7 protein-coding genes are annotated in these 9106 nt (G+C 54.1%); all 7 read left to right on the top strand.

Annotated elements, in window-relative coordinates; all coding sequences use genetic code 11:
• Positions 1-1263 (top strand): bacteriophage T4 gp5 trimerisation domain-containing protein (locus BJ885_RS09390; protein ID WP_404851379.1); only part of this gene is annotated, 1263 nt, incomplete at its 5' end.
• Positions 1232-1756: a hypothetical protein gene (locus tag BJ885_RS09385; RefSeq protein ID WP_230598706.1), complete on the top strand. Its 525-nt coding sequence runs from the start codon at positions 1232-1234 to the stop codon at positions 1754-1756. The genes BJ885_RS09390 and BJ885_RS09385, both read left to right, overlap by 32 nt.
• Before the next feature lie 76 nt (positions 1757-1832).
• Positions 1833-2387, top strand: a complete 555-nt coding sequence (locus BJ885_RS09380) for a hypothetical protein (RefSeq protein WP_259467201.1) — start codon at positions 1833-1835, stop codon at positions 2385-2387.
• A 3-nt stretch (positions 2388-2390) separates the two neighbouring features.
• On the top strand, positions 2391-3467 hold the full coding sequence (locus BJ885_RS09375) for a hypothetical protein (protein WP_121931774.1): 1077 nt from the start codon (positions 2391-2393) through the stop codon (positions 3465-3467).
• A 75-nt stretch (positions 3468-3542) separates the two neighbouring features.
• Complete coding sequence (locus tag BJ885_RS09370; RefSeq protein ID WP_023330599.1) at positions 3543-3983, top strand: DcrB-related protein; 441 nt, start codon at positions 3543-3545, stop codon at positions 3981-3983.
• 3 nt (positions 3984-3986) lie between these two features.
• Positions 3987-8345, top strand: a complete 4359-nt coding sequence (locus tag BJ885_RS09365; RefSeq protein WP_121931773.1) for an HNH/endonuclease VII fold putative polymorphic toxin — start codon at positions 3987-3989, stop codon at positions 8343-8345.
• Positions 8346-8735 carry an Imm50 family immunity protein gene (locus tag BJ885_RS09360; protein ID WP_039024232.1) on the top strand — a complete coding sequence of 130 codons (390 nt, stop codon included), beginning with the start codon at positions 8346-8348 and terminating at the stop codon, positions 8733-8735.
• Positions 8736-9106 lie beyond the last annotated feature (371 nt).

Below are 9106 nucleotides of genomic sequence, written 5' to 3'. Positions count from 1 at the left end.
GATGAGGTGGTGGTGGACTTTATCAACGGCGACCCGGACCGGCCGATTATCACCGGTCGCGTGTACAACGACGCGAGCATGCCGCCGTGGGCGCTGCCGGCTGCGGCGACGCAGATGGGTTTTATGAGCCGCTCTAAGGGGGGCTCCGTGGACAACGCCAACGCCCTGCGCTTTGAGGACAAGGCGGGCGCAGAGCAGGTGTGGATCCAGGCCGAACGCAACATGGACACCAGCGTTAAAAACGATGAAACGCACAGCGTCGGCGGGGCGCGCAGCCATTACGTGAAGAAAAATGAACTGCATCGCGTGGAAGCGAACCAAACCCAGGCCGTGAAGGGCGGAACCGAGATCCTGACGGGGAAAGGCAAGCTGGATGCGGCGGTGGAGCAGTACGTTATTGCTTCCGGGACGAAGCTGCGGCTGGTCTCCGGTGAGAGCGCCATTGAGCTGAATGCTAACGGCAAGATTAACCTGATCGGCAAAGAGTTTAACTTCTTCGTGGAAGGGGATGGGTATATCACCACGGGCGGTAAGCTGCATCTGAATACCTCGGGAACCAAGCCGGGCACAACGGCACCGGGTTCGGGGCATAAAGGGGATATTGATGCGGCGGTGCAGGCGAAATTTACGCCGGGAAAGGAGAATAAGGCAGGTGCGGCTGCCAGCGCACCTGCCGAAGCCTCTAAAACCGCTACGCCTCCAGCCTCCAATGCTCCTTCAAGCGGATATGGCAAGGATGTAGATAGTCTTGTCGATAAATCACCGACCATGAAAAATGACATAGCTACGTTAAAGAAACGAGGCTGGACATTTGAAGAAGGTGAAGCAGGTAAGGGGACGTTTGCCAATCGTCAAAAGCGAGTTATTACCGTTGATAAAAACGAGCTCGGTAATCCGAATGCGGTTGTTCAGTCTCTGTCACATGAAAGTGGTCACGCTTTATATGAACCCAACATTGATTTTTCTTCGCGCGACGCCTATCTCAACAGCACACTCAGTGATGAAGGCGCTGCAACGTTGAACAATATCCGGGTCCAACGCGAAATCATAGCCAACAAGGGTGGAGATATCGGTATTGCGGGCAATCCGGCAAATCAGACACAATATAATAGTATCTATGATTCTCTCGAACGTGGGGCTATAAAGGAAAGTGAAGCGCGTACGCAGATAGGCCGTATCTTTGGCAAAGGCGAACAAACGTCTACCACAGGGCAATATTACGAAGATTATTATGGCGGTTGGTATGATAAAAATTATCCATAGTCTAAAAACGGGTGCGGTGCTTGCGGCTTTATTAACGACGGGAATGGCAGGAGGTAACATGCAGAAACAGGATCTTTGGCAGTTCATTGCACAAATGAGCGCATCACTTAAAACGTTGTCCGTTAACAGTCTGGATAACGCTCCGTTGTCGTTCAGGCTGACGAAACAGAATGAATATATCAATTTCTACAATGCCGACGATATCAAACTGGCGGATGGAACGAGCATTACTGCAATCGATTTACGCTTAAGTAAAGAAAGTGACGGTATGGCACCCTTACTGAATTTTTCACCGTCCGGCCAGTGCATCACTCTCGATACCGTTAAAAAGCATTATCCGCAACTGACGTTAAGTGATTATCCACGAGGCCGCTCTGAGAACGAAGTTACCAGCTATACAGCGCCAAAAGATATGAATGGACAAAAGGTGAGCTTCAGTTTCACCGTGAAAAATCCTGACTGTCTGGGTTCAGTCGTCATAAGCGCCGAATAAGAAACGCTGCTTCCATGTCCTGGCGGTGTTTCCAGTGGCGAGAAGTGCAATAAATATTCATTGAATGACAACTAATGTGAAAAAACACACACCTACATTTCTTTGTTGTGCCCTGATGTTTACCTGTCTGAGCAGCAATGTGGTTTTGGCAGAAGCTATGCCGCCCGTTCTGACAAAACAGGATTTTTCCGTCAATGTCAAAGGCCAGCCTGTCGCTTTAGGCGACAGATGGACTCCTGATATTGCCCGTAAAATTGACGTGCCGCTTGAAGGCCATTTTGTCGGTGAGGTTCCTTTTGACGGAACGGACTATAAATTCTACCAGCATCAAAAGGATGGTTTAGAAATATTCACTTCCAATCTCTGGTGGGATAAAGCAGAAAGAAGCGTTGATGATTATATCGTCTCCCAGATTACGCTGACTGCCTCAGATATTTTAACGCCGCGTGGAGTTCATGTGGGTTCAACAATCAGAGCACTGAACAATGCATACGGCGATGGCCAGGTCGAAAATGATTCCGCGGAGCAGTGGGTTTCCTATGAATTGGGTAAGAAATTGCTCTCTTTTGAGGTTAAAGACAGTAAGGTTGTGAAAATTACAATGAATTACGAAAATGGTTCTTCAGAATAATTTATGACCAAAAAGTATCTGGCAGCCGTATTGTTCACTGCTTTATTGACAGGCGTTGTTGAAACGTCATCGGCGCTTGAATTATCGCAATACAATAAGCTCGAAACGGTTAGCCGCATCGTTAACGACAGCGAAGTGACAGACAATCTCAGGGCGTTGCTGGGAAATCATTACCAGATCTTTATTGATAACTTTGATGTCTTTGGTGAACCGCATACCAGCACAGGTGGCGGATTGTTTGTTGAAGGCTGGCTAAAGGATCTCTACCAGGAGAATGCGTCAGCACTGGTCATCAATCCTGACGGCAAAATCTTTGCGGCTTGGGTGGTTCCGGAATCGGACGTTATACGATATCGGTCATCTGATAATAGCCCGGTTATAAATGCCGATATTCAGCAGTGGGCCGCCAGATTCAATGCGATGCATTTTGCAACGAACAGCCAGTCAGAACTTGCGTTTGACGGGGAGTGGGCTGGCGAATTCGGGGACGACTCGACGTTAACCCTGCGGTTAGCTGAATCAGGCAACCGTATCACCGGGTCTTATTGCTATATCTCCCAGAGAGGAAACCGCATAGATTGCCCGGAAGATGATGAGCGTAATCTTACAGGTACTATCGCTGGCAATCGTGCCAATATTAAATTCAACTCATCGTTTGGCGGCCCAGGCGGACGTGCTGTTCTGGAAATAAAGGGGAGTGAAATGGAATGGCGTTTAGCTACTCCTCCTCAAAATGGAAATTATTATGCTCCGCTGCGTTATACGTTACGTAAAGCCGCTTCGGTTCATAACGCTGAAACCAGAAAACTGGATACCGAAAAGTTCGTTATTTCGCTGATAAACAGGTGTGGCCATTTTGATAGCGAATGTGACCAGATGGTTTATCTCGGCGTGCGCAAAAGCGATAACAGTACGATCTCTTTAAGGGGAAAAACGCTGCACGACTCCGCATGTAAAATAATCGGCTCAACGTACAAGAATGGCGAGATCGTTTATACCGTGACGTATGCACCTGAGAAATTGGTTGTCAGTAAAGGCAGCCAGGTTTTAGTCGAACAGTCAGGTCAATGGCGTAAATAATAAAAAAGCCAGCCAAAGGGCCAGCATGGATTGGCCTTTTTGTTTCTCACAATATTAATCATCCCGAGTTCACTTATGAAATACACCCTCCAGGAAGGTTCGTTTTCCCTTTTTCCTGCTGCCTGGCAGGATAACAGCATGAACATTATTCGCGATGACGAAAGCGGGCTGTCCGTGGTGGTCAGCCGCGGCGTTATCCCCGATGGCAGCGACTATGAACAAGAGTTCCACCGCCAGTGGGATGTGCTGCGTCCTCAGATGGGTGAAATTGCCCAGAGCGAATTCCGGAACGTAAAAGCCGGGCCTGACGGAAAAATTAACGGGCTGGAAGTTGAGACGACGTTTGACCGTAACGGGCAGCGCCTGTGGCAAAAACAGCTGGCCGTGCAGACGCCGGGCAAACCGGTATTGATGATTTTTACCCTCTCGGCACTCAGGGCATTCACCGAAGAGGATGAGGTGCGCTGGAGCGCGCTTAAGCAGAGTCTGACGCTAAACGACAACCGGAATGTGTAAGGCATGAGCGATAACAACGCGGCCCGTAAGGGCGACGAGATTATTCACTCCAGCATTTTTGCTGACATCACCAGCATTGTGGCGGAAGGTGCCGCCTATGCGGTGATCGGCGCGGCGGTAGGCGCAGCAGCAACCGTAGCGGCGCCATTGCTGGGGGCGGGGGCAGCCGCAGCGGGCGTGGCGGCAATTGGATCCAGCTGTCTGTTAAGCGGCATCATTGGCGGCGTGCTGGCGAACGTGGCGGGGATCACCGACGATATCAGCAACGCCGCGGAAGGATTAGGCAATGCGCTTTTCCCGCCGTCGCCTGCGGGTAAAATCACCACCGGTTCCAGTAACGTGCTGACCAACGCAATCCCCGCCGCGCGGGCGGCAGGAACGCTGACGCCCGCCGATACGCCGTCTCCTGAGCCGCAGTCGCCGGGCAGCTTTGCCGATTACGCGGGCATGCTGCTTTCCGCCGCCGGACAGTTTGGCAGCGAAATGTGGCAGCCGAGCGTGGCCTCTGCCGCAGCGGGAACCTCGCCGCTGGAAGAAGACAAGGTGGTGTGCGAAAAGCACTCCGGGCCGCAGTATCTGGCGGAAGGTTCTAAGAGCGTCTTTATCAACGGGCAGCCCGCGGTGCGCGCGAAAGATCGTACCACCTGCGAAGGCACCGTTTCTGACGACGTCTCCCCGAACGTGATCATCGGCGGGGACACGCTCACGGTTCGCGATATCAAAAGCGGTAAAACGCCGGGTCTGGCGCTGGGGATGATTGCGCTCTCCCTGCTGCGCGGGCGTCCGGGCAAGATCCTGAAAAACATGCCCTGCGCGCTGGCGGCGGCAGGCGGTGGGATGCTGGCCGATATGGCAGTGAATGCCGTGTTTGGCTCCTCGCACCCGGTTCACGCCGCTACCGGCGTGAAGGTGCTGAATGACGACGACGAGCTCGATTTCTCGCTGCCGGGGCGCTTCCCGCTTCGCTGGCAGCGCAGCTACAACAGCCTGACCACCCGCGAAGGGCTGTTCGGCCTGGGCTGGGCAACGACCTTTGACAGCTATCTCACGCTGGAGGACAACAACGCCACCTGGTTCGACGAAACCGGGCGCGAGCTGAGCTTCGAGCTGCCGCCTGTCGACCGCGCGTTTTACAGCATCAGCGAAGGCATTATCATCCGCCGCAATGAGAACGGCGACGTGGCGATTGCCGACGATGACGGTGCGGTATGGCGTCTGTATAAACAGACCCGGGCGAATCCATCTATCCTGCGTCTGACCTCCCTCAGCGATGAATACGGCAACGCGCTGCTGACGGAGTGGGACGAGCACGGCAGGCTGGTAGGCCTTCACGACGAGCCGCGGGCGATAGACGTCACCCTGCGCTATGAAGATGAACGTTTCCCGCAGCGCGTTACCGCTGCCAGCCATTTCGACGGTAGCCAAACCTGGCCGCTGATGCAGTGGGGCTACGACGCGCGCGGCCAGCTGGCGAACGCGACGGATGCCTCCGGCGTGGTGACGCGTGAATACCGCTATAACGAGCACGGGCTGATGGTCTGGCACCGGATGCCGGGCGGTCTGGAGAGCGAATACCGCTGGAAAAAATTCGACCACTGGCGCGTGGTGGAAAACCGCACCAGCACCGGCGACGGGTGCCGCTTTAGCTACGATTTAGCCGCCGGGCTGACGACCGTCGAGCACTACGACGGCCAGACGCGCCGCCACTACTGGAACGCGCAGAATCTGATCGTCCGCTACGTTGACGAGCGCGGTGAAAACTGGCGCTACGAGTGGGATGAGAACGAGCTTCTGACGCGTCGCATCGATCCGCTCGGAAACGCCGTCACCTTCGTCTACGACGAGATGGGCAACCGGGTTCAGGAGATCGACGCCGACGGCAATACCCGCACCACCGCCTGGCTGGAGCACCGCGCGCTTCCTGCGGCCATTATCGAAGCCGACGGCAGCGCCACCCGGTTCTGGTACGACGAACATCACGGGCTGAAGCGCGTGGTGGACCCGATGGGGCAGACCACGCAGCTGCGCCGGGACGCGTTCGGCCTGGTCGTTGAAGAGGTCGATGCCGCCGGAAACAGCCGCTACCAGGAGTACAACGAGGCCGGGCAGATCGTTCGTTCGACGGACTGTTCCGGGCGTATTACCCGCTACCGCTATCACCCGCTGGGCTGGCTGGTGGCTGAAGTTAGCGCCGACGGGGAAGAGACGCGATATCGCTACGACGCCGCAGGGCGTCCGGTGCAGCTCGATCGCCCGGAAGGCTGGACGGAATCGCTCAAATGGAACGAACGTGGTCTGCCGGTGAAGCATGCGGGCGCCGACGGGAAAGAAAGTGAGTTCAGATACGATGAGGCAGGGCGCTTAACCGCCACCCGTAATACCCATGGTGAAGAGGTCCGTCGCCGCTGGGACAGCCGCGGGCGTCTGATTGCCCTAGAAAACGAAAACGGCGAAGCGTATCAGTTCCGCTGGGGCGCGGACTCGCTGCTGCTGGAAGAGGTGGGGCTTGATGGCGTAGCCTCGCAGTATCGATACGACGCCTGCGGGCGCACGATAGCGCGCACGCTTGCCGCAGGTCATCCGGAGGCCATCACCCACGCCTTCGCCTGGAGCGCGAGCGGCCAGCTGGTCGCCCGCACCACGCCGGAAGGGCAGACCCGCTACCACTACACTCCGGCCGGACTGTTAAGCCGGATTGGGCTACATCCTGCGCTTGCAGCCGACGCGTGGACCACCGAGGCAGAGCAGGAGCTCGCCTTTGACTATGACGCGCTCGGTCGCGTGACGCGCGAGGCGGGCGAGCACGGCGAGCTGGCGTGGGAGTATGACGCGCTGGGCAACCGCACTTCGATTACTTTGCCCGATGGACGCGAGCTGAAGCAGTTCTACTACGGCAGCGGGCATCTGCTCAGCATTGCTCTCGATAAGCTGTCGGTCTCTGATTTTACCCGCGACGAACTCCACCGTGAGACCAGCCGCACCCAGGGGCTGCTGACCACACGCAGCGAGTACGACCGCCTCGGCCGACTGCATCGCCGGGACGTCTTTACCGGCAATGCGCAGCGCCCGTCGCCGCGCCGCTGGTCCCGCCGCTGGGATTACGACTACCGCAATAACCTGGTGCGGGAAGAGCGGGACGATAATCCGTTCAGCTGGTACCGCTGGCAGTACGACAGCGCCGGGCGTCTGCTCGTTCAGGACGGCACGCTGCCCGGACAGGAGCAGTGGCGCTGGGACGCTGCCGGTAACCCGCTGGAAGGTGCTGCTGAGAAGGTCACGCACAACCGCCTGACGCAGCTGAACGGCATTCGCTGGCGCTATGACATCCACGGCCGCACCGTGGAAAAAGATAACGGCCAGACCCGCTGGCACTACTGCTACGACGGTGAACATCGCCTGACGGAGGTTATCAGCCAGCCGCGGGACCGCAACAAACCGCAGACGCAGGTAAGCTTCCGCTACGATCCGCTCGGGCGACGCATCAGCAAAACGCGACGCCAGATGCTGGGCGGACAGCCAACCGGCAAGCCGGTCACAACCCGGTTTGTCTGGGAAGGGTTACGCCTGCTGCAGGAGGTGCACGGGGATGTGCCGCTCACCTACGTCTACAGCGATCAGGACAGTTACGATCCGCTGGCGCGTATCGATGGCGTTGATTCCCCGGAGATTTTCTGGTTCCACTGCCAGCCCAACGGCACGCCGGAGCGGATGACGGATATCGAAGGGCAGGTGCGCTGGGAAGGGGTGAACAGCGCCTGGGGCAAGCTGCTGCGGGAAAGCGAGACGCAGGTATCAGGATATTCTCAGAACCTGCGCATGCAGGGGCAATACCTGGACCGTGAGACAGGGCTGCACTACAATCTGTTCCGGTATTATGACCCGGACTGCGGGCGGTTTACGCAGCAGGACCCGATAGGGCTGGCGGGGGGGATAAACCTTTACCAGTATGCGCCGAATGCGCTGGGGTGGGTGGATCCGTGGGGGTTGACGAAATGTAGTAGTGGTGGACCTAATAAAAAAACCAGTTATGAAGGAGTTAGTCGAAGAGATGCATTCAGGCAGGCTAAACGTGATGCGGGAATTCCTATGAATCAGCACCCTAGAGCTATTTCCAGACCAGACCTATTAGATGGGGAAGGCAACAAAATACTAAACTCAAAAGGATTGCCGATAAAAACTCGACAATATGAATTTAGGGATTCAAATAACAAGCCTGTTTTTATTCAGGAACATAGTTTGGGGCATGATAAAGCGACCACTGGTCATGGTGCTGAACCCCATTTCAATGTTAGGCCGCCACAAAACTTGAATACAGGTAGTGTTCCGGGTACTCATGGTCATTATAATTTTGAGGGTTTATAAATGTGGTTTGACAACGCAATAGGGAAAGAGAAAATTAATTTCATGTTTGGTGGGGAATTAAGCATGGAATTAGTCGAGTTCGATGGTTTTACCTTTGAAAGGTTTTCTGATATTTCATGTCGTTTTTTTACAAGAAAAATTCCATCTAACTACCCAAAAAAATGGAAAGAGAGTGAATTCAATGCCCTTTGTATTGTGTTGACATTTGGGGATGTGGTTAAATTTGATGTTAAAGGAATGAGGGTGGGTTTTGTTTGCTCTCCTGTGATTGTTTCGACGGAAAATTATAGTGAAATATCTATAAAAGATGAAAAATTAAATTTCCATTGTCAATCAAGATTTCTTACAATTGAAGGTATCACACCTTATCTTGACGAACGTTGGGATTGACGAGAATAAAATTGTAGAGCCAATAAATGGATATGTATTCCATGTTGTCCATCTGAGTTTTATTATTATTTTTTGTGTGTGAGTTCGCAACTATTCGTAAAGTATTATCCCCTCTGCAATCGCGCGTCATTTACACTGTGGGATGACCGCGAGTTGAAGCAATCCAACTACGAAAGAGGGGGATTACTCAGTATGGTCACAGCGATTACGGCTATCCTGATTTACTGTATCGACGCGGCATCTCTCCCGGCAATATGGAATGTTTATCATCAACGAAGTTAACCCTCCCGTGGATATTAAACTTACCTGTATTTAATGCGATTATAAAATATGCAACTATGTTTAGGGGGATGATTTTCCAAATAAAAAAA

Source organism: Enterobacter sp. WP_7_1 (genome assembly GCF_003688535.1).
Classification (GTDB): domain Bacteria; phylum Pseudomonadota; class Gammaproteobacteria; order Enterobacterales; family Enterobacteriaceae; genus Enterobacter; species Enterobacter asburiae.
This window is presented reverse-complemented; position numbering and strand designations above follow the sequence as displayed.

Excerpts from the sequence above, each read along its gene's own strand:
- BJ885_RS09375 (WP_121931774.1), top strand. The coding sequence starts at position 2,391 with ATGACCAAAAAGTATCTGGCAGCCGTATTGTTCACTGCTTTATTGACA.
- BJ885_RS09370 (WP_023330599.1), top strand. The coding sequence starts at position 3,543 with ATGAAATACACCCTCCAGGAAGGTTCGTTTTCCCTTTTTCCTGCTGCC.
- BJ885_RS09360 (WP_039024232.1), top strand. The coding sequence starts at position 8,346 with ATGTGGTTTGACAACGCAATAGGGAAAGAGAAAATTAATTTCATGTTT.
- BJ885_RS09385 (WP_230598706.1), top strand. The coding sequence starts at position 1,232 with ATGGCGGTTGGTATGATAAAAATTATCCATAGTCTAAAAACGGGTGCG.
- BJ885_RS09365 (WP_121931773.1), top strand. The coding sequence starts at position 3,987 with ATGAGCGATAACAACGCGGCCCGTAAGGGCGACGAGATTATTCACTCC.